The following is a 25264-nucleotide window of genomic DNA, read 5'->3' on the forward strand; positions in this document are numbered from 1 at the left end:
GCAAGCGGGACCCGAGGGGTTCGGCGGTTGACACAACGTCCGAACAACGGGTTCCGGCTGGACAGATCACGCGTTGTCGCGTTTCGCGGCGGCTTGGATGCTCGGAAACCGGAGCTGAGCCAACCACCAGACCTCGACGTACGGCCGGGAGACAACATGACCGCACTGTCGCCGCACCTTCGCCAGGCCACGCCCGTCGTGGCGGCCCGGGGCGAGGGCGTCCACCTCTACGGTGAGGACGGCCGTCGCTACCTCGACTTCACCGCCGGCATCGGCGTCACCAGCACCGGGCACTGCCACCCCAAGGTCGTGGCGGCGGCGCAGGAGCAGGTGGGCACGCTGATCCACGGCCAGTACACGACCGTCATGCACCAGCCGCTGCGCCGCCTCGTCGACAAGCTGGGCGAGGTGCTGCCGGCCGGCCTGGACAGCCTGTTCTTCACCAACTCCGGCAGCGAGGCCGTCGAGGCGGCGCTGCGGCTGGCCCGCCAGGCCACCGGCCGGCCCAACGTCATCGTCTGCCACGGCGGCTTCCACGGCCGTACGGTCGCCGCCGCCTCCATGACGACCTCCGGCATCCGCTTCCGGTCCGGGTTCTCGCCGCTGATGAGCGGCGTGGTCGTCACCCCGTTCCCGACGGCCTTCCGGTACGGCTGGGACGAGGAGACCGCCACCCGCTTCGCCCTGAAGGAACTCGACTACACCCTCCAGACGATCTCGTCGCCCGCCGACACGGCCGCGATCATCGTCGAGCCGGTCCTCGGCGAGGGCGGCTACGTCCCCGCGAACCGCGCCTTCATGGAAGGCCTGCGGGAGCGGGCGGACCGGCACGGCTTCCTGCTGATCCTCGACGAGGTGCAGACCGGCGTCGGCCGCACCGGGCGCTTCTGGGGCCACGACCACTTCGGCGTCACCCCCGACATCCTCGTCACCGCCAAGGGCCTGGCCAGCGGCTTCCCCCTCTCCGGGATCGCCGCCTCCGAGGAACTGATGACGAAGGCCTGGCCCGGCTCGCAGGGCGGCACGTACGGGGCCAACGCCGTCGCCTGCGCCGCCGCGTGCGCGACGCTGGACGTCGTACGCGACGAGAAGCTCGTCGAGAACGCCGAGGCGATGGGCAAGCGGCTCCGCCAGGGCCTGGAGGCCGTGGCCGACCGGACCCCGGGGATCGGCGACGTCCGCGGCCTCGGCCTCATGCTCGCCACCGAGTTCGTCACCGAGGACGGCAGCCCCGACCCGGAGACCGCCGCCCGCGTCCAGCGTGCCGCCATCGACGAGGGGCTGCTCCTGCTGCTGTGCGGCGCCTGGAACCAGGTCGTCCGCATGATCCCGGCGCTCGTGATCGACGAGACGGGCGTCGACGAGGGCCTCCAGGCCTGGGCGAACGCGGTCGAGGCCGGCACGTCGGGAGCGTCGGGCCGATGACCACCGCCACCCGCGACCTGGCGGGTCTCACGGCCCGGCTCGCCGAGCTGGCGCCCGGTCTGCGGGTGGAGACCGGCCCTGGGGCCACCGGCCCGTACGCCTACGACGCCTCCAACTACCGTGTGCCGCCGCGGGCGGTGGCCTTCCCGCGCACCGCCGACGACGTGGTCGCGGTGCTGCGGGCCTGCCGTGAGGCGGGTGTGCCGGTCACCGCCCGGGGCGGCGGCACGAGCATGGCGGGCAATGCCGTCGGGCCGGGTGTGGTCCTGGACTTCTCCCGGTACATGAACCGGATCCTGGACATCGACGCCCAGGCGCGCACGGCGCGGGTGGAGGCGGGGGTGGTGCTGGACGCGCTGCGCTCCGCGACCGCGTTGCACGGGCTGGATTTCGGCCCGGATCCGTCCTCGCACAGCCGGTGCACGCTGGGCGGGATGATCGGCAACGACGCGTGCGGGAACCGGTCGGTGCGTGACGGGCGGACCAGCGGGCATGTCGTGGCGCTGGAGATCGTGACGGCCGACGGCGTGCGGGCCGTCGCCGACCACGCCGGGCTGCACGCGCTGGACCCGGCCGACGCCGGTGCCGTCGCCCGGCTGGAAGCCGACCTCAAGCGTCTGGTCGGTGAGCACCTGGCGTTGATCCGGACCGAGTTGGGGCGCATCCCGCGTCAGGTATCGGGTTATCAGTTGCAGCATCTGTTGCCGGAGAACGGCTTCGATCTGGCCCGTGCTCTGGTGGGCACCGAAGGTACCTGTGCGGTCGTCACCGCCGCGACGGTCCGCCTGGTGGCGACCGCACAGGCATCCACCCTCCTCACGCTCGGCTACGGCGATGTGGTCGAGGCGGCCGAGGACGTGCCTCAGATCCTGCGCTTCGCGCCCAGCGCGGTGGAGGGCATGGACGAGGCGATCGTCGCGACCATGCGCGCCCGCCGCGGCCCCGACTCCGTCACCGGCCTGCCCGAGGGCCGGGCGTGGCTGTACGTCGAGCTCGAAGGCGACGACCGGGCCACCGTGAACGCCCGGGCCGAAGAGTTGCTCGATGCGCTCAAGGTCCTGGGACGGCTGACCGGTGGCCGGGTCGTGGAGAGCCCGGCCGAGCGGCGCTCGCTGTGGCGGGTGCGTGAGGACGGGGCCGGACTGGCGGCCCGGCTCGTCGACGGCGGGGAGTCCTGGCCCGGCTGGGAGGACGCGGCCGTCGCCCCGGCGGACTTGGCCGCCTACCTGCGCGGCTTCCGCAAGCTGCTCGCCGCGCACGAGCTGACCGGTGTGCTGTACGGGCACTTCGGCGCCGGATGCGTCCATGTACGGATCGACTTCGACATGGCCACGGACGCAGGCCGGACGGTCATGCGCCGGTTCCTGTCGGAGGCCGCCGCGTTGGTCGTCGAGCACGGCGGCACGCTGTCGGGTGAGCACGGTGATGGACGTGCCCGCAGCGAACTGCTGACGGTCATGTACAGCCACCGCATGATCGCCGCGTTCGCCGCCTTCAAGAAGACATTCGACCCCGAAGGGCTGCTCAACCCCGGTGTCATCATCGACCCGGCTCCGCTGGACACCGACCTCGCCCTGCGCGAACTACCGCTCGTGGAAACGACCTTCGGCTTCCCGCACGACGAGGACGGCTTCGCCGGTGCCGTGCGCCGCTGTGTCGGTGTCGGCCGCTGCCGCAGCGACTCCGGCGGTGTCATGTGTCCGAGCTATCGGGCCACGGGTGAGGAGAACGACTCCACCCGCGGCCGGGCCCGCATGCTCCAGGAGATGGTCCGCGGCGAGGCCGTCACCGACGGCTGGCGCTCCACCGAGGTCCGCGACGCGCTGGATCTGTGCCTGTCCTGCAAGGCCTGCTCCAGCGACTGCCCGGTCGGCGTCGACATGGCCACCTACAAGGCGGAGTTCCTCCACCAGCACTACAAGGGCCGCCTGCGGCCCCGCTCCCACTACTCCCTCGGCTGGCTGCCCAAGACCTCCGCCCTGGCCGGGTACGCGGCCCGCCCGATCAACCTGCTGCTGCGCGGACCGTTCGGCAAGCTCCTGGCCCGCCTGGGCGGCGTCACCACCAAGCGCAGAATCCCCGCCTTCGCCTCCCGCCGCGCCCTGCGCAAGACCCTTCGCGCCGCGAAGACCACCGAACCGGCCAAGGCCGTCCTCTTCGTCGACAGCTTCACCCGCGCCTTCCGCCCACAGGTCGCGGGAGCGGCGAGCCGCGTGCTCGCCGACGCCGGCATCCCCTGCACACCGCGGGACGGCCTGTGCTGCGGACTGACCTGGGTCAGCACCGGCCAGCTGTCCGTGGCCAGAAGAATCATGGCCCGCACGGTCGCAGCCCTGGACGACGGCGACGACCGGCCCGTCATCGTGGCCGAACCCAGCTGCGCCGCCGCCCTCAAACGCGACGTACCCGAGCTCCTCGGCACCGAGGCGGCCCGGCGCGTCGCCGACCGCGTCCACACGTTCACCGGGGCGCTGACCGACCTCGCCGACCAGGGCTGGACCCCGCCGCCGCTGCCCGGGAACGTCGTGCTCCAGACCCACTGCCACGAGTACGCCACCTTCAAGGGCCGCCGCCCCGCCGACCTCCTGCGCCGCCTCGGCGTCCGGAAGGTCGACGAGGCCGAGGGCTGCTGCGGACTCGCCGGCAACTTCGGCTTCGAAGCCCAGCACTACGACACCTCCATGGCAGTGGCCGACCTGGCCCTCGGACCCCGCCTCGACCAACTCGACGGACGACCCGTCATCGCCGACGGCTTCAGCTGCGCCACCCAGATCGACCACCTCGCCGGCGACCGGGACGTCCGCGCCCTGCACCTCGCCGAACTCCTCGACCCCGCCGCCGATCAACCAGGAGAGACGACATGACCGAGGTCCTGACTCAGCTGTTCATCGGCGGTGCCTGGGTGGACGCCGCGGACGGTGCCACCATGCCCGTCGACGACCCCGCCACCGGCGAGATCCTCTGCCACGTCGCCGACGCCGGCCCGAAGGACGCCCGGCTCGCCGAGGAGGCGGCCGTCCAGGCCCAGCAGGACTGGGCCCGCACCGCGCCCCGGGCGCGCAGCGAGATCCTGCGCCGCGCCTACGAGCTCATCCTGGAGCGCACCGACGAGCTCGCCCACCTGATGACGTCCGAGATGGGCAAGCCGCTGACCGAGGCCAGGGGAGAGGTGGCGTATGCCGCGGAGTTCTTCCGCTGGTTCTCCGAGGAGGCCGTCCGCATCGACGGCGGCTGCGGCACCCTGCCCGACGGCCGCAACCGCATGCTGCTCTCCCGCCGCCCGGTCGGCCCCTGCCTGCTGATCACGCCGTGGAACTTCCCGCTGGCCATGGGCACCCGCAAGATCGGCCCGGCGATCGCGGCGGGCTGCACGATGATCCTCAAGCCCGCCCCGCAGACCCCCCTGTCCAGCCTCGCGCTGGCCGGGATCCTCAAGGAGGCGGGCCTGCCGGACGGTGTGCTGAACGTCGTCACCACCTCCCGCGCCGGTGAGGTGTGCGAGCCGCTGCTGCGCGGCGGCCGGATCCGCAAACTGTCCTTCACCGGCTCCACCGCCGTCGGCCGGCTGCTGCTCGCGCAGTGCGCCGACACCGTCGTACGCACCTCGATGGAGCTGGGCGGGAACGCGCCCTTCATCGTCTTCGACGACGCCGACCTGGACGTGGCCGTGGACGGGGCGATGGTCGCCAAGATGAGGAACATGGGCGAGGCCTGCACGGCGGCGAACCGCTTCTTCGTGCACCGGTCGGTGGCGGACGAGTTCGGCCGGCGGCTCGCCGAGCGGATGGGCGCCCTCGTGGTGGGCCCCGGCACCCGCAGCGGCGTCGACGTCGGCCCGCTGATCGACACCACCGGACGCGCCAAGGTGGCGGAGCTGGTGGCCGACGCGGTGGAACGCGGCGCCCAGGTGCTCGTCGGCGGCCGCACGCCGGAAGGGCCCGGCAACTTCTACCCGCCGACCGTGCTGGCCGGCGTCGACCCCGGCAGCCGTCTGATGGACACGGAGATCTTCGGCCCGGTCGCCGCGATCCTCACCTTCGACGACGAGGACGAGGTCCTGCGCCGCGCCAACGACACGCCCTGGGGCCTCGTCGGCTACGTCTTCACCCGGGGACTGGACCGCGGCCTGCGCGTCAGCGAGGGCCTGGAGGTGGGCATGGTCGGCCTGAACACCGGCCTCGTCTCCAACCCGGCGGCTCCGTTCGGCGGGGTCAAGCAGTCCGGGCTCGGGCGGGAAGGCGGCCGGGTCGGGATCGACGAGTTCCTGGAGTACCAGTACGTGGCGGTGCCCGTGCGATGACGACGTCCCGGCCCCGCTGACGGGGAGTGACCGATGGGGAATGAAGACATGAATCAGTCTTCATGTGTTCCTGTATGGTGAATGGCCACGCGCCCCCGCCAGAAGGACCCCCTGATGACTTCCACGCTCACGCCTCAGCCGGTCGAACGGGCGAAGCCCGCACGCGCCGGGGCGGTGGCCCGGCGGCGTACCCGCGTCCTCGCGCTCCCCGAGGCGCGCTGGGCCGCCGCGGCCACCGCCTTCTTCCTGCTCGCGCTGCCCTTGCAGTTGACCGGCGCCCCCGCCTGGACGTGGGGAGCGCTGTACGCCCTGTCGTACGTCACGGGCGGCTGGGAGCCGGGGTGGGAGGGGCTCAAGGCGCTGAAGGACCGCACCCTCGACGTCGACCTGCTGATGGTCGTCGCCGCGCTGGGCGCGGCCGCGATCGGGCAGGTCATGGACGGCGCCCTGCTCATCGTCATCTTCGCCACCTCGGGCGCGCTGGAGGCCCTGGCCACGGCCCGCACCGCCGACTCCGTCCGGGGCCTGCTCGACCTGGCCCCCGCCACGGCCACCCGGCTGGGCCCCGACGGTGCTGAACAGGCCGTATCCGTCGAGGAGCTGACGGTCGGCGACACCGTTCTCGTACGCCCCGGGGAGCGCGTCGGCGCCGACGGCCGGGTGCTGGACGGGGCGAGCGAGGTGGACCAGGCGACCATCACCGGCGAGCCGCTGCCGGTGCCGAAGGAGCGGGGCGACGAGGTCTTCGCGGGCACCCTCAACGGCACCGGCGCACTGCGCATCCGGGTCGAGCGCGACGCGTCCGACTCGGTGATCGCCCGGATCGTCCGCATGGTGCAGGAGGCGTCCGAGACGAAGGCGCCCACGCAGCTGTTCATCGAGAAGGTCGAACAGCGCTACTCGCTGGGCATGGTGGCCGCGACCCTGGCCGTCTTCCTGGTGCCGCTCGCCTTCGGCGCGCAGCTCACCGACGCCCTGCTGCGCGCCATGACGTTCATGATCGTGGCCTCCCCGTGCGCGGTCGTGCTGGCCACCATGCCGCCCCTGCTGTCGGCCATCGCCAACGCCGGACGGCACGGCGTTCTCGTGAAGTCGGCCGTGGTGATGGAACGGCTCGGCCAGGTGGACGCGGTCGCCCTGGACAAGACCGGCACCCTCACCGAGGGCAGCCCGCGTGTCACCGACATCCTGCCGCTGCCCGGATCCGGCCTGGACGAAGGCGAGTTGCTGACGCTGGCGGCCGCCGCCGAGCGGCCCAGTGAGCACCCGCTGGCCCGGGCGGTGGTGGACGCGGCCCACGAGCGCGGCCTGGACCTGCCCGATGCGGAGGACTTCACCTCGGCGCCCGGCGTGGGAGTCACCGCCGTCATCGGCGGCCGTACGGTCGCGGTGGGCGCCCCGGCCCGGCTGCTGGACGACGCCGTCGGCACGGCCGCGGAACTGGAGGAGTCCGGCCGGACCGCCGTCCTGGTCGTCGTCGACGGCACCCCGGCCGGACTGCTCGGCATCGCCGACCGGCTGCGCCCGGACGCCGCCGCCACGGTCGCCTCCCTCGCCCGGCTCACCGGCACCGCACCGGTGCTCCTCACCGGCGACAACGCCGGCGCCGCCGCACACCTCGGCGCCGAGGCCGGCATCGACGACGTGCGCGCCGGGCTGCTCCCGCAGGACAAACTGGCCGCCGTCCAGGAGATGGAGAGCGCCGGCCGCAAGGTGCTGGTCCTCGGGGACGGCGTCAACGACGCGCCCGCCCTGGCCGCCGCGCACACCGGGATCGCCATGGGCCGGGCCGGCTCCGACCTGGCCCTGGAGACCGCGGACGCCGTCATCGTGCGCGACGAACTCGCCGCGGTCCCCGCCACCGTCGCCCTGTCCCGCCGCGCCCGCAGGCTGGTCGTGCAGAACCTCGTGATCGCCGGGGTGTTCATCGCCGGACTCGTCGTCTGGGACCTGGCCGGTGACCTGCCGCTGCCGCTGGGCGTCGCGGGCCACGAGGGCTCCACGGTCCTGGTCGGCCTGAACGGGCTGCGACTGCTGAGGGAGGGTGCCTGGCAGCGGGCCGCCGCCGAGGGGAACGGCTGAGCGACGTCCGTCAGCCGGCCGGTGGGGGGCCGCTGCTGGCCCGCACCACCAGGTCCACGGGTACGAGGGTGTCGACGCGGGGCAGCTCGCCCGGGCCGTCGATCCGGTCGAGGAGAAGCCGCAGCGAACGGGTGCCGATCTCCGCGAAGTCGGTGCGGACGGTGGTCAGCGGCGGCAGGAAGTGAGCGGCCTCGGGGATGTCGTCGTAGCCGGTGACGCTGACCTCCCCGGGGACGGACCGCCCGGACTCGTGCAGGGCGTGCAGCAAGCCGAGCGCCATCTGGTCGTTGGAGGCGAACACCGCCGTCACCTCCGGACGCCGGGCCAGCCGACGGCCCAGGTCGTAGCCGGAGTCGGCGCTCCAGTCCCCGACGAGCGGGGCCGGAACGGCGACTTCGGCGGCCCGGAGCGTCGACTCCCAGCTCGCCAGCCGGTGATCGGCGGAGGTCCAGCCGGTCGGGCCCGCGATGTGCCAGACGGTGGCGTGCCCGAGGCCTAGGAGGTGCTCGGTGGCCTTGCGGGCGCCGGTGCGCGAATCGCCGGTGACCAGGGGGGTGGCGTCGTCGAGCGCGTTCTCCAGCACCACCAGGGGAGTGCCCAGCCCGGTCGTCTCCGCCAGGGCCTTGCCCACCCACAGCTGGGGCGCGATCGCGATCACACCGTCCGCTCCCTCGGCCGACAGCCGGTCCACGGCCTCGACGACGGTGTCGTGGTCGGCCGTGTCCAGGGCGATGGAGCTGACGAGGTAACCGGCCTCCTGGGCGGCCGTGTTGATCGCCGTCAGAATCGAGGCGGGCCCGTACCGGGCGGCGTCGAAGGAGATGACCCCGAGCATCCGGGTCCTGCCACTGGCCAGGGACCGCGCACTGCGGCTGGGCCGGTAGCCGAGCGTGCGCATGGCCACCAGAACCGCCTCACGGGTCTCGGGGCGGACGGCCGGATGGTCGTTGAGCACCCGCGACACGGTCTGCTTGGAGACCCCGGCCATCCGGGCCACGTCGGCCATCACCGGCCGCGCCCCCGCGAAGTTGCGCCTGCTGCGGCCCTTGGGAGCAGGACCGTCGGGGGCCCTCGGTGTCATGGCGGCTGAATCCTCGAATGTCGGTACGGCGGCCCTGAATCCGCCCGGCAGGAGCACAGCATAGGCCGGGCGGCGGCCCGGAAGGTCCTCAGCCGGCCCGGACCGTCCAGCGGCGCGTGACCACCCACTCGGCGTCCAGCACCTGAGCCTCCCGCCAGGTGTCACCCGGCTGCCCCGGCACGTACACGGGCGCGTCCGGGGCCAGCGGGAGAATCTTCAGCCGCAGCCCGTCGGTGAGCAGCGCCCCGACCGGAAGCCGGTCCAGCCCGATGTCCCAGACCCGGCCCGAGTAGAACTGGTCGGCGACCAGCACGTCTCCCACGTAGGCCCGTGCCAGGTCCCCCGTCCAGCGCAGCCGCAGCAGCACACCCGAGGGGTCCCGCAGCAGGTCCTCCGGTACGTCGACCCGGTACTCGGCGGCCGCCGCCTCCACGTCCTTCTCGGACGGCACACTCGCCCGGCCCCGCACGCCGGTCACCGGCTCCGGAGCCGGGCCGCCCGGCCTGACGGGCGTGACGGTCGCCGCGGTGTCCGCGAGGGGCCCGGCCTCGATCGTGAAGCGCGAGAACACACCGTCCGCCGACTCCCGGACGTGGGCTCCCGCCACCACCGGGGCGGCATCCGGTGCGGGCAGCACCGCGAACGACGGCTCGGCGGCAGGACTGTGCAGCCGCACCTCGCGACGCCGCTCGTCGAAGACGACGCCGTCCCCGCACAGCACCAGCCGCTCGGCACCCCATGCCGGGCCCCGGTAGACGGTACGGGCCGTCGCCGCGTCCAGGACCAGCAGCCCCACGCGCGAACCGTCGGCCGCCTCCACCTCGACCAGGGCGTCGGTGCCGGGCCGTACCCCGCTGACCAGGAGGCGGTCGGCGAGCGGCGTGATCTCCCCGGACGGCGCGGCGACCGACGTCACCGTGTCCGCGTCCAGGGCGAGTTCGGGCGCGATGCCGTCGGTCGCGGCCAGCACCAGGACCGTGCGACCGTCCGCCTCGACGGTGCACACGGGCTGGGCCGTGGCCCACTCCAGCCGCAGCCCGGCCACGTCCAGCCGGAGCGGCCAGCAGAAGTACGCGCCGGAGGGGACCGTGACGGGAGTGCTCGGCAGCGTCAGCGGGGGCGCGAGAGGGAAGTCGATCGTGAAGGCCGTGTCCGGGTGGTCCGGCAGCGGCTCGTGCGGCTGATGGTTGGTCACGAACAGGAAGCCCGAGGCGCCGTCGGTCCGCAAGGCCCAGCGCAGCGTGTCCCGGTCGTGCTGCCCGGCCGGCGACCGCTCGGGCAGCACGGACCCCATGGGTGCGATCCGGTGCCCGAAGCCGGCCAGCAGCAGGTGCTGGAGGCGCAGTTCGTGGTACGAGGGCCGCACCTGTCCGTACTCGCCGAGCGGGGCCTGGAAGTCGTAGGTCAGGATGGGCAGGTCATTGGGGTAGCCGGTGGCGTGCGACTCCTGCAGGGAGGTCAGCTCGCCGGCCGGGTTCGTGCCCCCGTGGAACATGTAGTAGCCCTGCCACACCGACCCGCAGCCGATCTTCGTGAGCCCGAGGGCACCGACATCGGCGGCCTCCACCCGGGGCCGCCGGTGGTAGGCCACCGCCATGCCGCCGCCCAACTCGCAGGTGGCCCAGGGAAATCGGTCGGTCGGCGTGGTGGCGTCCGGCACGCCGGTGGGCCGCAGGTCGGCGCCGATGCCCTCGTCGTCGCGCTCGTGGGTGAAGAAGAAGTGCTTGCGGCAGGTGTCGGGCCAGCCGCCGTCCGCCTCCGTCCAGAACGCCTCGGAATAGCCGCCGTACAGCGGCAGCAGGTCCTCGCCCGGGAGCCGCACCCCGCCCCAGGCGGTCGACGTCCACAACGGCGCGCTCAGCCCGGCCTCCTGGGCCACGCGCTTGAGCGTGCGGAGGTGGCCGGGCCGGTCGTAGAGCTCGTTCTCGATCTGGATGGCGACGACCGGGCCGTCGTGCGCCCGGTCCAGGCCGCTGAGTTGTTCCGCGACGGCCGTGAACCAGGTGCGTACGGGTTCCAGATAGGCGGGGTCGTCGGTACGTGGTGCGCGGGTCCGGGCCAGGAGCCAGTCGGGCAGGCCACCGTTGCGCACCTCCGCGTGCGACCAGGGGCCGATGCGGGGGATGAAGTCCAGGCCGTGGCGGGCGCACAGCTCGGCGAAGCGCCTGAGGTCGCGGTCACCGTCGAAGCGGACCCGGCCCGCGGCCTCCTCGTGGTGGATCCAGATGACGTAGGAGGCGACGGCGGTCACCCCGCCCGCCTTCATCTTCAGCAGCTCCTCCTCCCACTCCCCGTTCGGGTAGCGGGAGTAGTGGAACTCGCCGGAGACCGGGAACCAGGGGCGGTCGCCCCGGGTGAGCCAGCGGCTGGTGACCTCGATCGGGTCGGGCACGCCGGGCGGGTCCGTGAAGGGCAGATGGCCGGTCAGCGGGGGAGCGGCGGGCGGCGGAACGCGCAGGAGATGCATCACCAGGTGTTCTCCGGGCCGAGGTCGGGGGTGTCGGTGAGCAGCGCGCGGGTGGCGGTGCTGCCGTGCAGCTCCAGCAGGACGAGTTCGTTGGAGCCCGGACGCAGCACCGGCGCGGGAACGTACAGCGTGCGCTGCGGGCCGCGGTTCCAGTAGCGGCCCAGGTGGAAGCCGTTGACCCAGGCCTGGCCCTTCGACCAGCCGGGCAGGGAGAGGAAGGCGTCCGCGGGGATGGTGACGTCGAAGGTGCCGCGGTGGAAGCCCGGCACGGTGATCGCCGCCTCGCCGGCCGGAGCGAACGGCACGGTGTCCAGGTCGTCCAGCGGCAGCGGGCGGCAGTCCCAGCCCGTCAGGTCCGTGCCGCTGAAGGAGACGGGCCCGAGCAGTCCCTTGGGCGCGCCGATACGGGGGCCGTAGTTGACGCCGCCCATGTTCTCCACCAGGACCTCCAGCGTCGCGCCGGGACGCGGCACGCGCACGGGCAGCGACTCGTCGTGGCGTTCGCTCTCCAGTACGCCGACGGGCGCGCCGTCGACGAAGACCTGGGCACGGTCGCCGACGCCGCGGGCGAAGTGCAGCAGGACCTCGCCGGCGGCCGGGAGGGCCGTGCGGTAGAGCGCGTAGCCGGTGCGCTGCCCGAGCTCGTCCATGGTCACGGGCACGTCGGCGTGCACGGGTGCGGCGAGCGAGCCGGCGAGCGGCAGGAGGTCTGACCGTTCGCTCAACTCCACGGACGTGAGCGGGAGTTTGGGGCTGGGCACCGGGGCGGGCTCGTCGGGCACGTCGGCATGGCGGGCGATGACCTCGCGGAACGCGTGGTACTTCGGGCCCGGGTCGCCGCACTCGGTGAGGGCGGCGTCGTAGTCGTAGGACGTGACGGTGGGCGTGTAGGCGTGTTTGTGGTTGGCGCCGTTGGCGAAGCCGAAGTTGGTTCCGCCGTGGAACATGTAGATGTTGACGGACGCCCCGGCGGACAGCAGCCGGTCCAGGTCGGCGGCGGCGTCGGCCGCGTCCCGCACATGGTGGGGGCCGCCCCAGTGGTCGAACCAGCCGATCCAGAACTCGGCGCAGAACAGCGGGCCTTCGGGCCGGTGCTCGCGCAGTCGTCCCAGCGACTGCTCGACGCGGCTGCCGAACGTGCCGGTGGTCAGGACGCCCGGCAGGCTTCCGGTGGCCAGATGCCCGGGGTCGGCCTGGTCGCAGGTGAACAGCAGCTCCTCGACGCCGCGGGAGCGGAACGCGTCGGCGAGGTGCTTCAGATAGGCGCTGTCGTCGCCGTAGGCCCCGTACTCGTTCTCCACCTGTACGGCGACGACGGGACCGCCCGCGGCCGCCATGTGCGGCCCGAGCGCGGGCAGCAGCAGGTCGAGGTAGCGGTCGACGGCCCCGGTGAAGCGGGGGTCGCTGGTGCGCAGCCGGATGTCCGGGTCGGAGGTCAGCCAGTCGGGCAGGCCGCCGCCGTCCCACTCGGCGCAGATGAACGGCCCCGGGCGCAGCAGCACCCGCAGCCCTTCGTCCTGGGCGAGCCGGAGGAACCGGGGCAGGTCGAGGAAGCCGTCGAGGACGAGGGGGCCCTCGGGGTCGGGCTGGTGGTGGTTCCACGGGATGTACGTCTCCACCGTGTTGAGGCCCATCAGCCGCGCCTTGCGCAGCCGGTCGGACCACAGACCGGGATGGACGCGGAAGTAGTGCAGCGCGCCGGAGATGATCCGGAACGGCTCGCCGTGCAGCAGGAATCCGTCGGACGTCGTCGTCAGGGCGGGCATACGGAAGCTTCCCTTCGGGAGGATGTGGGGAGCGGAGTCAGCGGGAGCGGGTGCCGCGGATCAGCCAGAGCGTGGCGGCCAGGCAGAGCGCCGAGACGCCGCACAGCAGGAGCGGTACGGCGCGGATGCCTGACCACTCGATGGCCTTGCCCAGCGCCGGTCCCGCGGCAACACCTCCGACCATCGAGGCCGCGATGACCAGGGCACCGGCCCGGCGGGCCTGCGGGGCCGCACGGTTCAGCCAGGGCAGGCCGGTGGGGAAGATCGGCGCGATGAACAGACCGACACCTGCGTACGCGTAGGGCGCGAGAGCCGGGACGGTCGCGGCCAGCAGACACACCGTCATGCCCGCGCACGAGACGGTGATGATGGCCTGGGCGGAGAAGCGCAGCGCGAGCGGGGCGACCAGGAAGCGGCCGACGGTCATCATCAGCCAGTACACGGAGGTGGCGGTGGCGGCGACCCCCGCGCCGTAACCGACGGTCTCCAGGTGCGTGGGCTCCCAGCCGCCGACACCGGCCTCGACGCCGACGTGCAGCACGTAGAGGACGACGAAGACGGCGAGCACGGAGCCGAGGCTCCGGCCGAGGACGGCTCCGCCGCCGGCCCGTTCCCCGGCCGGGACGGGCACGTGGCTCTGTACGCCCCTCAGACACAGCAGCAACGGCAGGTTGGCCAGGGCGAAGACGAGGAAGACGGCCGGGTAGTGCTCGGAGCCGACCGCGCCGATCACGGCGGGACCGAGGATGGCGCCGATGCCGAAGTGGGCGTTGAGGATGTTCAGCATCGCGGTCGAACGGTGGCCGAACCCCACGGCGAACAGCTGGTTGAGGCCGTAGTCGATGCCGCCGAAGCCGAACCCGGCGAGGAGAGCCGCCGCCAGGGCGGTGGGCCAGTCGGGCGCCAGGGCGAAGCCGGCCGCGCCGACGGCCATCAGCAGGTACGAGCTGCCGAGGATCCGCCGGTTGCCGACCCGCCCGTAGAGCCGGTCGAACAGCAGCACCCCGGCCACACCACCGACGAAGTGAGCGCTCAGCCCCAGCCCGGCGGCGGACGGCGACAGCCCGAACTCCGCTCGGAGGGCCGGGATCGCGGGCCCGTACAGGGCCTGCAACGCCCCGATGAGCACGAAGCCGGCACAGGAGGCCACGACGGCGGCCCTGCTGAAAACGGGGCGGGGCGGTGCGGGGCAGAGACGGACAACGCGCTCTTCGATCACGCGGACTCCGGGAGACGGGCCACCGTGTGGGTGGGTGGAGGGCACAGTCGCGTACGTCTGGATCAGATGGGTGATGTTACCGGTAACATGCCGCTCGTCAACCTCCCTCGGCGGCCCGGCCGTTCCCCCGCCCCCACAAGATCTCCTCCGAGCCCCCGCGAACCCCGGAGATCCACCAGGATTGCCCCGTTCCCGTTCGGGTACGCGACCAGGACCGTGCCCGGGGCGGATCTTGCCCCGGGTGGGCCGCACGACCGCCGCTACCAGGGAATGTGCCATGGAGACACCCGCAAACGACCCCACGCCCACGCCCGCACAGCGGGCTCTGGACGTCCTCGCCGAGAACACCGAGGACACGGCGGCTCTGGACGCGCTCGCCAACAGCGACGTGCTCATCCCCGTGCCCGACGACGCAGGCGACGCCGACGCCGCCAATCCCTCGGCGGTGGCGCTGCCGGTGCTGGAGCAGCCCGGCGGCGAACCGGTGGTGCCCGTGTTCACCTCGGAGGTGGAGATGGCCGGGCTGCTGCCGTTCGTCTCCCGTTACCGCCTGGTGCCCTTGGGCGCCCTCGCCGCACAGTGGCCGGCCGACGACCTGTCGCTGACCATCGACGGCAGCTCGGAGCACCGCCTGACACTGACCTCGGAGGGAGTCCGCACCCTGCTGGCCCGCTAGGGCCTGTCGTTTGGATCATGCCGGCGTCGCGGGGCCCTAGTGGGGCGACCGACCCGATCCGGGCCTGGGTGGCTCTCCGCCCAGCGTCCGGGCCAGGGCTGCCCGCTGCAGCGGCAGCACCTCGGCGTGCAGCTCACGACCCCTGGACGTCAGGGCGACCCACACGCCCCGCCGGTCCTCCGCGCACACGGACCGCGTCACCAGCCCGTCCTTCTCCAGCCGGGCGATCAGCCGCGACAGCGCGCTCTGGCTGAGATGGACCCGCCCCACGAGGTTCTGCACCCGGCACTGCTCGCCCTCCTCGGGCGCGGCGGTCGCGAGCAGGTCCAGGACCTCGAAATCGGACGCGCCGAGACCGTGCGGATGCAGGGCCCGGTCGATCTCGCACATGGTGCGCGCGTGCGCCGACAGGATGTCCCGCCACCGGTCCTCGAGCTGCCCATCCGCCGTTTTCGCCACCATATGGGAACGGTAACACCGGTGCAGGGTTCAATGACCGTGCATGCAGTACGGGCTCGCTGCCCGGCTCCGGAGCCCTACGTCGACTCCCGCTTCACCAGCTCCGTCGGCAGGATCACCGCCGCCGGATCCTCGCCCCCGATCTGCGCGAGCAGCACCCGCACCATCTCGTTGCTGATGCGGTCCCAGGGCTGCCGGATGGTCGTCAGCTCGGGGCTGGAGGCCACGGCGGCCGGTGAGTCGTCGAAGCCGCCGACCGCCACGTCCTGCGGCACCCGCCGCCCCGCCCGGTGCAGGGCCGCGAGCGCGCCCTGCGCCATGAGGTCGGAAGCCACGAACACCGCGTCGATGTCCGGGGCCTGCGCCAGCAGCCGCTCGGCGCCCGCCTCGCCGCCCGCCCGGCTGTAGTCGCCGGAGACGACCAGCCGCTCGTCGAACTCCAGGCCCGCCTCCGCGAGCACCTCCTTGTAGCCGGCGAGGCGCTCGACACCGCCGGGTGTGTCCAGCGGACCGGTCACCGTGCCCACCCTGCGCCGCCCGAGCGACAGAAGGTGGCGCACCATGTCGCGGGCCCCGTCACGGTCGTCGGCGGCCACGTAACTCACCTTGGAAGCCACCCCGATCGGCTTCCCGCACGCGACCAGTGGCACCCCCGCCTCGCGCAGCTGCTCGGCGACGGGATCACCGGAGTGGCTGGAGACCAGCAGCACCCCGTCGACGTGCCCGGCGGTGATGTACCGCGTGATGCGCCGCCGTTCGTCCTCGGTGCCCGCCAGCATCAGCAGCAGCGGGACGTCGTGCTTGGCGAGCGCCTGGGTGCAGCCGCGCAGCAGCACGTTGAAGTTGGGGTCCTCGAAGAACCGCTCCTGCGGCTCCGTGAGCAGGAAACCGATCGAGTCGGACCGCCCGGTGATCAGGGAGCGGGCGTGCCGGTTGACCACGTAACCCGTCCTGCGGATGGCCGCGTTGACCGCCTCCTGGGCGGCCGGACTGACGTAGTGTCCGCCGTTGAGGACGCGCGAGACGGTGCCGCGCGAGACCCCCGCCTCGCGCGCCACGTCGTGGATCGTGGGCGGCCTGCGCCTGCCTCCCGCAGCGTTCATGGTCATGACTTTACGGCTCCGGAGAGCAGATCCAGGCTCCAGAACCGCTGGATGACCAGGAAGAGGGCGACCAGCGGGAGCACCGCCAGGAGTGCGCCCGTGATCACCAGGGTGTACAGCGCCGGGGTGTTGGCGCCCTGCTCCAGCAACGTGAACAGGCCGAGCGTGATCGGGAACTTCTCGTCGTCGCTGAGCATGATGTACGGCAGCAGGAAGTTGTTCCAGATCGCCACGAACTGGAACAGGAACACCGTCACCATGCCTGGGATCATCATCGGCAGCGCGATGCGCGTGAAGATCCGCCACTCGCTCGCCCCGTCCATCCGTCCCGCCTCGATCACGTCGGCGGGCACCGCGGCGGCGGCGTAGATCCGCGCGAGGTAGACGCCGTACGGGAAGAGGATCTGCGGCAGCAGGACGGACAGGTACGAGTCCGTGAGATCGGCCTTCGCCAGCAGCAGGTACTGCGGGATGGCCAGGATCACCGGCGGCATCAGCACACCCGCGAGCAGTACGTTGAAGATCGTCTCGCGGCCCCGGAAGCGGTAGGTCGCGAGCGCGTAGCCGCTGATCGCCGACACGCACGTCGACAGCAGGGCGCCGAACCCGGCGTACAGGGCGGAGTTGCCCATCCACTTCCAGTAGACGCCGTCGCGGTAGGCGCTGAGGTCCCGGACGTTGTCGGCGAAACCCGTGCCGGGCAGGAACGTGAACGTGGAGAACAGCTCACGCCCGGACTTGGTCGCCGCGATGACCACCCAGGCCACCGGCAGCAGACAGTAGACCGCTCCCAGCAGCAGCGTGACCGTGGGGATCAGGGCGATCCTGCGGCGCAGCGGCGGGCGGCCCTGGGCGGTGCCGGGGGTGCTGCCGGCCATCGGCTCGGCCTGGGGGACGGCGAGGGAGCTCATCGAGCGGCCTCCTGCTTCTGACGACGGTTCGCGGCTCGCAGGAAGCCGAAGGAGAGGAGGAGGGTGGCGAAGGCGATGATCACGGCCTGTGCCGCGGCGCCGTAGATGTCACCCTCGCCGAAGGCGTCCCGGTACACCTTCATCAGCGGACTCCACGTCGTGGACACGGAGTTGGTGAGCGGCTTGAGGGTGGTCGGCTCGTTGAACACCTGGAGCGTCGCGATGATCGAGAAGAAGAAGGTCAGCACCAGCGAGGGCGCCACCATCGGGATCTTGATCCGCAGCGCGATCTGCAGCGGAGTGGCGCCGTCCAGCTTCGCCGCCTCGTACACCTCCGCCGGGATCGCCTTGAGCGAGGTGTAGATGACGATCATGTTGAAGCCGGTGCCGCCCCACACCGCGATGTTCGACAGGGCCAGGTACAGCGGCCCGCCGTCCAGCAGGTCCGGCTGCGGCATCCCCAGCCTGTCGAGTACGAAGTAGAAGGGGCTGACGTCCGGCAGGTAGAGGAAGCCCCACAGCAGGGCCGCCACCACGCCGGGGATGGCGTACGGCAGGAAGATCGCGAGCCGGGTGACGGGTGCGAGGCGCACCTTCTCCGAGTCGAGCATCAGCGCGAACAGCAGGGCCAGGCCGAGCATGACGGGCACGACGATGCACCCGTAGCCGAGGACGCGCAGGGTGCCGTGCAGCAGTTCGCTGTCGGAGAGGGCGTCGGTGTAGTTCTCCAGACCGGCCCAGACCTCCGTGCGGGCGCCGGAGCCGAGACCCAGGCCCGAGACCTTCACCTTGCGGAAGCTGAGCCAGAGCGCATAGCCGATGGGCAGCGCGAAGAACAGCGCGAACAGGAGCGTCGCGGGGAGAAGGAAAAAATAGGGGGCGCTTCGCGCTCGTCTGAGGGTGGTGGTGGGAGACGGGTGGGCGTACGGGGCGCCCTTCACCCCGTACGACCGCCGGCGTGCCGTGCTTTTCACGGAGCGACCTCGAAGCCCTGCTTCTTCATGTCGGTGACGGTGTCGGCCTGCATCTCGTCCAGCGCGGCGCCGAAGTCCGACTTGTTCTTGGCCGCGGCGCCGAAGGCGTCCTTGAAGGTGGTGTAGGCGACGTTGACGTTCGGGCCCCAGGCCGAGGGTGCGGTGGTCTCCGCGATGTCGGCGGCCTTGGTGTAGAAGTCGGCCTGGTTCGAGAAGTAGGCCGGCGGCTTGAGGAAGGCGCCACTGGTCTGGGCGTTGGTGGCGGCCGGGTAGATGCCGCTCTCCTTGGCCAGCGCGTTCAGGGCCTTGCTGTCGGTGTTCAGCCAGGCGGCGAACTTCGCGGCGGCCGCCTGGTGCTTGGAGTCGGTGGTGACGGCGGTGGAGGAGCCGCCCCAGCTGCCGGTGCGGTTCTCGCTCGCGGACCACTGGGGGAGGGGGGCCATGGCCCACTTGCCCTTGGTGTCGGGCGCGGCCGTGGTCAGTGTGCCCGGTGCCCACACGGCACTGACCCAGGCGATCTGCTGCCCGGTGTTGAGCGCCTTGTTCCAGGACGGGGTGTACATCGGCTGGTTGTCGATGGCGCCCTCCTTCACCAGGCCGCCCCAGAACTTCGCGACCTTCTGCGTCGCCGCGTCGTTGAGGGAGACCTTCCACTGGTCGCCGGAGGTCGTCCACCACTGGGCGCCGGCCTGCTGGGCGAGGCCCGCGAAGAGACCGGAGTCGTTGGCGGAGAAGGTGGTGAGGTCCTTGCCGGGAGCCGCCTTCTTCAGCTTGCGGGCGGTCTCGGCGAACTCGTCCCAGGTCGTCGGCACCGTCAGGCCGTACTCCTCGAACAGGTCCTCGCGGTAGTAGAACATCATCGGGCCGATGTCCTGCGGGACCGCGTAGACCGCGTCCGTGCCCAGCGTCGTCTGCTGCCAGACGCCGTCGGCGAAGCTGCCCTTCGCCTCTCCCACGTTCTTCGAGATGTCCGCGAGCGCGTCATTGCTGACCAGGGTGGGCAGCGCCTGGTACTCCGCCTGCACCAGGTCGGGCGCCTTGCCCGCCTTGTGCGCGGTGAGGATCTTGGTGACCAGCGTGTCACCGGACGCCTGCTTCTTCACCGTGACCGTGATCTGGTCCTTCTTGCCCGGCCCCTTGTTCCACAGGTCCACGACCTTGTCCATGCCGGGCGTCCAGGTCCAGTACGTCAGCGAGGCCGGACCCGACTCGGTCTCGCTGTCCGCGGATTCCGAGCCGCAGGCGGCAAGGGTGGTGGCGCCGAGGGCTATGGCGACGGCGGTTCTCACGAGGCGGCTGCGCTTCGCGTACGGCATGGATCTCTCCCCTGACCTGGGGCCCTCGCCTGCTGCGAGGACCTGCCATGCTTCTGTGAGCGTTCACAGTAGAGAAACATCCCGGACACTTGTCAATGGTTGTTGCTGTGCGGTTATGTGGGGCTGCGCACCGCGTCGGTGTGTGTGCACGTTCCCAATTTGTCGATCGACCGGGAGACCATCCATGCCGGAGACCACCCCCAGGGGCCTCACCAGGCTCGCCTTCGGCGGGGACTACAACCCCGAGCAGTGGCCGGAAAGCGTCTGGCAGGAGGACGTCCGGCTGATGCGGGAGGCCGGCGTCACCATGGTGAGCGTCGGGATCTTCTCCTGGGCGCTGCTGGAGCCCTCACCCGGCCGTCACGACTTCGGCTGGCTGGACCGGCTCCTGGACCTGCTGCACGAGCACGGCATCCGCGTCGACCTCGGCACCCCCACCGTCGTACCGCCCGTCTGGTTCTACCGGGCCCACCCCGAAGCGCTGCCCGTGACCGCCGAGGGCGTGCGCTACGAGTTCGGCTCCCGCGCGGCCATCTGCCACAGCAACGCCGACTACCGCGCGGCCGCCGCGTCCATCACCACCCGGCTCGCCGAGCGCTACGGCGACCACCCCGCGCTGGCGATGTGGCACGTCCACAACGAGTACGGCGTCCCCGTCTCCGCCTGTTACTGCGAGTCCTGCGCCGCCCACTTCCGCCGCTGGCTGGCGGCCACGTACGGCACGGTCGACGCGGTCAACGAGGCCTGGGGCACGGCCTTCTGGGGCCAGCGCTACGCCTGCCTCGACGACATCAACCCGCCCCGGCTCACCCCCGCGGCCGTCAACCCGAGCCAGGCGCTGGACTACAAGCGGTTCGCCGACGCCACCATGCGCGAGAACTTCCGTATGGAGCGGGACATCCTGCACCGCCTCTCGCCGGGCGTCCCGGTCACTACCAACTTCATGACGGCGCTGAGCCAGTGCGACTCCGTCGACTACTGGGCATGGGGCCGCGAGGTCGACCTCGTCACCAACGACCACTACCTGATCACCGACGGCCGCCGCACCCACGTCAACCTGGCCATGGCCGCCGACCTCACCCGGTCCGTCGCCGGCGGCGCCCCCTGGCTGCTGCTGGAGCACTCCACCTCGGGCGTCAACTGGCAGCCCCGCAACCCCGCGAAGGCCCCCGGCCAGATGGCCCGCAACTCCCTCGCCCATGTCGCGCGCGGTTCCGAGGGCGCCCTGTTCTTCCAGTGGCGCCAGTCCCGGCGCGGCGCCGAGAAGTTCCACTCGGCGATGGTCCCGCACGGCGGCACCGACACCCGTGTGTGGCGCGAGGTCGTCGAACTGGGCGCTTCCATCAAGGCGTTGAGCGAGATCCGCGGTACCCGCACCGAGGCCGACGTGGCCGTGCTGTGGGACTGGCACTCCTGGTGGGCGCAGAACCTCGACTGGCGCCCCAGCGTCGACCACGAGGCCCGCGAGCGCGCCGACGCCTTCTACGAGGCCCTCTACGACCGTCACCTCACCGTCGACTTCGCCCACCCGGAAGCCGACTTGTCGAGCTATCCCCTTGTCGTCGTGCCGGCCCTGTACCTGATGACGGAGGCGGCGGGGCGCAATCTGACGGCGTACGTCGAGAACGGCGGCACGCTGGTCGTCTCGTACTTCTCCGGCATCGTCGACGAGCACGACGCCGTCCACGAGGGCGCCTACCCGGGGGCCCTGCGGGACGTCCTCGGTCTCACCGTCGAGGAGTTCTCACCGCTGCTGCCCGGCGAACGGGTGCGTGTCACCGGCCCCGACGGAACCGAGCTGGACGCCGACGTGTGGACGGAGTTCGTGGTGCCGCGCGGCGCCGAGACCGTCCTGGCCTACGCCGACGGCCTCACGGCCGGTCTGCCCGCCGTCACCCGGCACCGCCTCGGCGAGGGCACCGCCTGGTACGTCTCCACCCGGCTCGGCGCCGACGGCCTCGACACGCTGCTCGGCCGTGCGGGCGAGGACGCGGGGCTCGCCCCGCGCGCCGATCTGCCCCGGGACGTCGAAGTGGTCCGCCGCACCGGCGCGTCGGGCACCTACCTGTTCGCCCTCAACCACACCGGCTCGGACGCCAAGGTGCCGCTGGAGGTCCCCGGCACCGAGCTGCTGACCGGAGACCGTGCCGTCGGCCGCCTGGCGGTCCCGGCCGGAGCCGTCCGGGTCGTCCGGCTCGACGGCTGAACCGACTCCCTCCGCCCGCGCGAGCCACGAGCCGCGGGCGGAGGGACCCTCACCTGCCTCCGGACGAGAGGCACTCCCCAACCCCCACGTCGAAGGGACGACGGACGATGATGTTCCATCCCAGACGCACCCTCAGGGCCCTGCTGCTCCCGCTGGCCGCAGGACTCGCCCTCACCGCCCTGCCCGCCACCTCCGCCCACGCCGCGAGCACACTGACCAACGGCGGCTTCGAAGCCGACGGCGCGGGCGCCGCGACCCCGAGCGGCTGGTCCGAGTACGGCGACACCGGCGCCTCCTTCGCCGAGTCCGGCGGCCACGGCGGCAGCCACCGCCTCAGCCACTGGTCCTCGTCGGCCTACAAGGTGGAGACCTACCAGTACCTGTCCGGACTCACCAACGGGAACTACAAGCTCACCGCCTGGGTGCGCTCCGGCGGCGGGCAGAAGTCCTCGTACCTGGCGCTGAAGAACTGCGGCGGCGCCGAGCAGCGCACCGACCTGCCGGTCTCGGCCAGTGGGTGGATCAGGATCGTCGTGCCGGTCCAGGTGACCGGCAACCAGTGCACGATCAGCGTCAACAGTGACGCGAACGCGGGCAACTGGATCAATGTCGACGACCTGACCTTCACGTCGGGAACGTCCGGTACGTCGATCAAGGGTGCCGACATCTCGTCGCTGGCCAAGAGCGAGGCCAAGGGCGGCGTCTACCGGAACAGTTCGGGCACCGCCGGCGACCCCCTGGCCGTCCTCAAGTCGAACGGCATGAACTACGCGCGCCTCAAGGTCTGGGTGAACCCGGCCGACGGCTACAACAACAAGGCCCGCGTCCTGGCCACGGCCAAGCGCGTCAAGGCGCAGGGCATGAAGCTGCTGGTCGACTTCCACTACTCGGACTTCTGGGCCGACCCGGGACGCCAGGACAAGCCCGCCGCCTGGGCCGGACACTCGTACGGTCAACTGAAGACGGACGTGTACAACCACACGTACGACGTGCTGAACGCCCTGAAGGCGCAGGGCACCGCCGCCGACATGGTCCAGGTCGGCAACGAGATCAACGGCGGCATGCTGTGGAACGAGGGATCCACGTCCAACTGGACGCAGCTGGCCGGCCTGCTCAACTCCGGCTACGACGCGGTCAAGGCGGTCAGCTCCTCGACCACCGTGGCCCTGCACCTCGCCGAGGGCGGTGACCTGGAGGGCACCCGCTGGTGGTTCGACAGCGCACGCTCGAACGGCGTGAAGTTCGACGCGATCGGCCTGTCCTTCTACGGCTACTGGCACGGCACCCTGGCCGACTTCCAGGCGACCCTCGACGACGCGGCCTCCCGCTACGGCAAGCCGGTCTTCGTCGCCGAGACCGCCTACCCGTTCCGCCTGGACAGCGAGGACGCCCACGAGAACATCATCAACACCGGCGACGAGCTGGTCTCCGGCTACCCGGCGAGCTTGGCCGGCCAGACGCGGTGGATGAACGACATGATGAGCATCGTGGAGGCCGTCCCGAACGGCCGCGGACTCGGCGCCTTCTACTGGGAGGCGACCTGGACCGCGGTCGCCGGCAACGGCTGGGACCCGATCGACGCGGCCTCCGGCAACGCCTGGGAGAACCAGGCCCTGTTCGGCTACGACGACCGGGCGCTCTCGTCGATGTCCTGGTTCCGGCACCGCTGATCCCACGGCGAGGGGGCCCCGGCTTCCCGGGGCCTCTTCTCCACGTCGCCCGCCTGTCCGAACTCCGCTCTGTGATACCGCAGTTCGGTATCGGTCAACGATGCCGAAGCCCGGGACGCCGAGGCGTCGACTGCGAGACAGTGGGAACACGCGGTGAGAGGGCGAACCGCGAGGCAGGGGCACGACATGCTGAGGACACCCACGGACGAGACCCGGCTCCGCATCCTGGCCTGGCTGCGGGACCCCGGTCCCGCGGCGGACGGTGTCACCGCGGACGCCGTCGCCGAGCGGTTCTCGATACCGCGCCCGGTCGCCGTCACCCATCTCCGGCTGCTCGAGGCCACCGGCATGCTGCGCACCAGCAGGTCCGCGGGCCGCGTGCGCTACCACCGCGACGACATGCGGATCGCCGAGGTCGCCCGGATGTTTGAGAAGGGCTGGTAGGCGACCCGGTACGGCGGTATCGCCCCCGATGGTGAAGGACACGCGCGCAATGGACCGTCCCACGGAACTCGTCCCCTGCCACTACGTCGCGGTGGGCCCCGGCCCCGAGGACGTGGTCGCCGACCCGCGCGGCCGCGTCCTCACCGGCGTCGCGGACGGCCGCATCCTGCGGCTCGACGCCCTCGCCGACCCGGTCGAGGCCCGCGTCGAGGTGATCGCCGAGACCGGCGGCAGGCCGCTCGGGCTCGAACTCCTCCCGGACGGCGACCTGTTGGTGTGCGACGCCGAACGCGGACTGCTGCGCGTCGACACCGGCGACGGCACGGTCCGGATCCTCGCCGACTCGGTGGCGGGGGAGCCGCTGCGCTTCTGCAGCAACGCCGTGTCCCTCTCCGACGGCAGCGTCTACTTCACCGTCTCCAGCCGCCGGTACCCCCTGGAGCACTGGATCGGCGACATCGTCGAACACACCGGGACCGGACGGCTGCTGCGGCTCGCCCCCGGCGGCGACACGCCCGAGGTGGTGCTGGACGGCCTGCAGTTCGCCAACGGGGTCGCCGTCGGCGCGGACGAGTCCTTCCTCGTCATCGCGGAGACCGGCGGATACCGGCTCCTGCGCCACTGGCTCACCGGGCCGAAGGCCGGACGGAGCGAGCCGTTCGCCGAGAACCTGCCGGGCATGCCCGACAACCTCTGGCGCGGCGCACCCGACGGACCGATCTGGGTCGCGCTCGCCGGACCCCGCGTCCCGGCCCTCGACCTGCTCCACCGCGGCGCGCCCGGCGTCCGCGCCGCCGCCGCGCGCATGGCCGTACGCGCCCCGTTCCGCCCCACCGGCACGGTCGCCCTCCAGGCCTTCGACGACGAGGGCCGTGTCGTCCACCACCTCGCCCGCCGCCGCTCCGGCTACCGCATGGCCACCAGCGTCTGCGAAGCGGGCGGGCGCCTGGTCCTGGGCAGCGTCTGGGAACGGGGCGTGGCGGTCTGCGAGCCACCTGCCCCGAAGTGACGTCACCGCCCGCCTCGGAGTGACCCCACCCCGCCCCGGGGTTAACCTGAACTCCGGCCGCGACCCCTCGCGGCGCGGCGGTGGGGCCCGCCGTACCCGAACCGCGGCAGCGACGCCGCCAACGGTCCCTACTTGCGACGGCACGCGCCCGTAACG

The 25264-nt window shown here is 72.0% G+C and carries 18 protein-coding genes; 9 read left to right on the plus strand and 9 right to left on the minus strand.

Features of this window, described 5'->3' with window-relative positions; translation table 11 throughout:
- Positions 1-156: 156 nt before the first annotated feature.
- The 4 genes from AB0G20_RS09700 to AB0G20_RS09715 all read left to right on the plus strand — a co-directional run bounded on the left by AB0G20_RS09700 (position 157) and on the right by AB0G20_RS09715 (position 7807).
- Entirely contained in the window at positions 157-1425 is a 1269-nt protein-coding gene (locus AB0G20_RS09700) for an aminotransferase class III-fold pyridoxal phosphate-dependent enzyme (protein ID WP_361298479.1), read from the plus strand.
- Positions 1422-4289, plus strand: coding sequence for an FAD-binding and (Fe-S)-binding domain-containing protein (locus AB0G20_RS09705; RefSeq protein WP_361298482.1), 2868 nt, complete (start codon positions 1422-1424; stop codon positions 4287-4289). Before AB0G20_RS09700 ends, AB0G20_RS09705 begins: the two co-directional genes overlap by 4 nt.
- Positions 4286-5725: an NAD-dependent succinate-semialdehyde dehydrogenase gene (locus tag AB0G20_RS09710; RefSeq protein ID WP_361298485.1), complete on the plus strand. Its 1440-nt coding sequence runs from the start codon at positions 4286-4288 to the stop codon at positions 5723-5725. The genes AB0G20_RS09705 and AB0G20_RS09710 overlap by 4 nt, the downstream gene beginning before the upstream one ends.
- 114 nt (positions 5726-5839) lie before the next feature.
- Complete coding sequence (locus AB0G20_RS09715) at positions 5840-7807, plus strand: heavy metal translocating P-type ATPase (RefSeq protein WP_361298488.1); 1968 nt, start codon at positions 5840-5842, stop codon at positions 7805-7807.
- 10 nt (positions 7808-7817) lie between these two features.
- On the opposite strand, the gene AB0G20_RS09720 is transcribed toward AB0G20_RS09715, so the two are convergent.
- From AB0G20_RS09720 to AB0G20_RS09735, 4 genes are all read right to left on the minus strand, one after another.
- Entirely contained in the window at positions 7818-8888 is a 1071-nt protein-coding gene (locus AB0G20_RS09720) for a LacI family DNA-binding transcriptional regulator (RefSeq protein ID WP_361298491.1), read from the minus strand.
- Between the two features lie 88 nt (positions 8889-8976).
- On the minus strand, positions 8977-11355 hold the full coding sequence (locus AB0G20_RS09725) for a beta-galactosidase (protein WP_361298494.1): 2379 nt from the start codon (positions 11353-11355) through the stop codon (positions 8977-8979).
- Positions 11355-13121 carry a beta-galactosidase family protein gene (locus tag AB0G20_RS09730; protein ID WP_361298497.1) on the minus strand — a complete coding sequence of 589 codons (1767 nt, stop codon included), beginning with the start codon at positions 13119-13121 and terminating at the stop codon, positions 11355-11357. Before AB0G20_RS09730 ends, AB0G20_RS09725 begins: the two co-directional genes overlap by 1 nt.
- A gap of 37 nt (positions 13122-13158) precedes the next feature.
- Positions 13159-14271 carry an MFS transporter gene (locus AB0G20_RS09735; protein ID WP_361298500.1) on the minus strand — a complete coding sequence of 371 codons (1113 nt, stop codon included), beginning with the start codon at positions 14269-14271 and terminating at the stop codon, positions 13159-13161.
- A gap of 346 nt (positions 14272-14617) precedes the next feature.
- On the opposite strand from AB0G20_RS09735, the gene AB0G20_RS09740 reads away from it, so the two are divergent.
- Positions 14618-15016 (plus strand): SseB family protein, encoded by a 399-nt coding sequence (locus tag AB0G20_RS09740; RefSeq protein WP_361298503.1) that lies wholly within the window; start codon positions 14618-14620, stop codon positions 15014-15016.
- 36 nt (positions 15017-15052) lie between these two features.
- Here the strand turns inward: AB0G20_RS09740 and AB0G20_RS09745 are convergent, their stop codons facing one another.
- The 5 genes from AB0G20_RS09745 to AB0G20_RS09765 form a co-directional block, all read right to left on the minus strand.
- Positions 15053-15478: a MarR family transcriptional regulator gene (locus AB0G20_RS09745; RefSeq protein ID WP_361298506.1), complete on the minus strand. Its 426-nt coding sequence runs from the start codon at positions 15476-15478 to the stop codon at positions 15053-15055.
- Between the two features lie 74 nt (positions 15479-15552).
- Positions 15553-16584 (minus strand): LacI family DNA-binding transcriptional regulator, encoded by a 1032-nt coding sequence (locus AB0G20_RS09750; protein WP_361298509.1) that lies wholly within the window; start codon positions 16582-16584, stop codon positions 15553-15555.
- A complete protein-coding gene (locus AB0G20_RS09755) occupies positions 16581-17489 on the minus strand; it encodes a carbohydrate ABC transporter permease (protein ID WP_361298512.1) in 909 nt (302 codons plus the stop codon). Before AB0G20_RS09755 ends, AB0G20_RS09750 begins: the two co-directional genes overlap by 4 nt.
- Positions 17486-18463, minus strand: a complete 978-nt coding sequence (locus AB0G20_RS09760) for a sugar ABC transporter permease (protein WP_361298515.1) — start codon at positions 18461-18463, stop codon at positions 17486-17488. The genes AB0G20_RS09755 and AB0G20_RS09760 overlap by 4 nt, the downstream gene beginning before the upstream one ends.
- Positions 18460-19779, minus strand: a complete 1320-nt coding sequence (locus AB0G20_RS09765) for an extracellular solute-binding protein (RefSeq protein WP_361298518.1) — start codon at positions 19777-19779, stop codon at positions 18460-18462. Before AB0G20_RS09765 ends, AB0G20_RS09760 begins: the two co-directional genes overlap by 4 nt.
- Positions 19780-19963: 184 nt before the next feature.
- On the opposite strand from AB0G20_RS09765, the gene AB0G20_RS09770 reads away from it, so the two are divergent.
- The 4 genes from AB0G20_RS09770 (at position 19964) to AB0G20_RS09785 (ending at position 25108) form a co-directional block, all read left to right on the plus strand.
- Complete coding sequence (locus tag AB0G20_RS09770; RefSeq protein ID WP_361298521.1) at positions 19964-21985, plus strand: beta-galactosidase; 2022 nt, start codon at positions 19964-19966, stop codon at positions 21983-21985.
- A gap of 110 nt (positions 21986-22095) precedes the next feature.
- Positions 22096-23655 (plus strand): arabinogalactan endo-1,4-beta-galactosidase, encoded by a 1560-nt coding sequence (locus tag AB0G20_RS09775; protein ID WP_361299371.1) that lies wholly within the window; start codon positions 22096-22098, stop codon positions 23653-23655.
- A gap of 186 nt (positions 23656-23841) precedes the next feature.
- The gene (locus tag AB0G20_RS09780) at positions 23842-24099 is read left to right on the plus strand and encodes a winged helix-turn-helix domain-containing protein (RefSeq protein WP_361298524.1); all 258 of its coding nucleotides are present in this window, start codon (positions 23842-23844) and stop codon (positions 24097-24099) included.
- A gap of 49 nt (positions 24100-24148) precedes the next feature.
- Complete coding sequence (locus tag AB0G20_RS09785; RefSeq protein WP_361298527.1) at positions 24149-25108, plus strand: SMP-30/gluconolactonase/LRE family protein; 960 nt, start codon at positions 24149-24151, stop codon at positions 25106-25108.
- Positions 25109-25264: the final 156 nt, after the last annotated feature.

It is taken from the genome of Streptomyces sp. NPDC024017, assembly GCF_040638895.1.
Lineage (GTDB): Bacteria > Actinomycetota > Actinomycetes > Streptomycetales > Streptomycetaceae > Streptomyces.